Genomic DNA, 1,163 nt, shown 5'->3' on the forward strand with positions numbered 1-1,163 from the left:
ATCCACGCCATTTTTAGCGAAGCCGATCACGTCTGCCGAGGCCTGCTGTCCGTTGGAAAATTTCACCGTCACCACCCGGGGGCCATCCGCAACAACGTGGGCGTTGGTAATGATGATACCGTCGGGACTGACGAGAAAGCCGCTACCGTGGCCGCTGCCATTTTTGACGGTGACGACGGCGGGGCTGGCTTTCTGATAGACTCTAGAAGCGGTCTGCTCCTGCGCGAGGAGGGGTGGAACGTTTTCCATCAGGAAGCCTCCTGGTTGAACGAGTAGGCCAGTGGTGGCCAGTAGCACCGATAGGGTGAAAGTAATTGGTTTCATCGGGTTGGCTCCTCTTTAGTCGAGGGATACTTGCAAGGATGTTATCGTTGGTTTTTTTCCAATTATGCGATTAAGTTTTAAGTCCTCAGGTTGCTTTTTTCACAAAAGTTTAGAGGGGGAGAGCGATCGCTCTCCCTGGCAACTTACGCACCTATCTGCCGTAGTGCTTCTATGGCGCTGTTGTACATTTCTGTGTTTCCCTGCTGGCGAAATAATTCGGCGGCCGTTGTTAGATCGGCGATCGCATTTTGTCTCTGGTTAAATGCGAGATGGACGTATCCGCGGAAATGGTAAGCGTAGGCAGCGCGGGGGTTTAGTCGGATCGCGGTGTTCAGGTCTTGAAACGCCGGCCGCCATTGTTCGCGAATCGTGTAAATCATGCCCCGACCGAGGTAAGCTTCGCTATAGTCCGGATCGAGTTCGATCGCTCTGGTGAATTGAGCGAGGGCGAGATCATATTTTTCCTGTTGGATGTAGTCAATTCCCCGGTTAAAGTGGGCGATCGCTTCTTTGTAGTTCGCTTGAGTGATCAGGGTTTCGGCTGGTTGTCGGCTTTCTAGGGCTATAACGGGGCGAACAGTGGCGAGGGTGGAGAGGCCGATTAGGCTGACGGTGGTGAGAAGGGCGAAGGATTTCATGGGTAGTTCCTCGGTGAGGGTGATTTGAGCTTCTACCTAATTCATCGGTTGCTTTTTTGGGAATATGCAGGATAGGGCGATCAATTTTTTTTCCTTTCGGGTACAAAAGGAAAAAGCGCGGCAATCGGCATCGCTTTGTTATCATTTAGTGAAAAATACTTGTTTTTTTTGATGCAATATGGTAAGCAAATCCCCGACGAT

The 1,163-nt window shown here is 51.1% G+C and carries 2 protein-coding genes; both read right to left on the reverse strand.

Annotated elements, in window-relative coordinates:
- A partial coding sequence (locus PX481_RS24000) for a trypsin-like peptidase domain-containing protein (protein ID WP_288096430.1) occupies positions 1 to 324 on the reverse strand: 324 nt, incomplete at its 3' end.
- Positions 325 to 467: 143 nt separating this feature from the next.
- Positions 468 to 962 carry a tetratricopeptide repeat protein gene (locus PX481_RS24005; RefSeq protein WP_288096432.1) on the reverse strand — a complete coding sequence of 165 codons (495 nt, stop codon included), beginning with the start codon at positions 960 to 962 and terminating at the stop codon, positions 468 to 470.
- Between the last annotated feature and the right edge of the window lie 201 nt (positions 963 to 1,163).

The sequence above is a fragment of the Microcystis sp. M53603_WE2 genome, from assembly GCF_030065435.1.

What these genes read in the sequence shown, in the direction of transcription:
- PX481_RS24005 (WP_288096432.1), bottom strand. Translation starts at nt 962, where the DNA reads ATGAAATCCTTCGCCCTTCTCACCACCGTCAGCCTAATCGGCCTCTCC.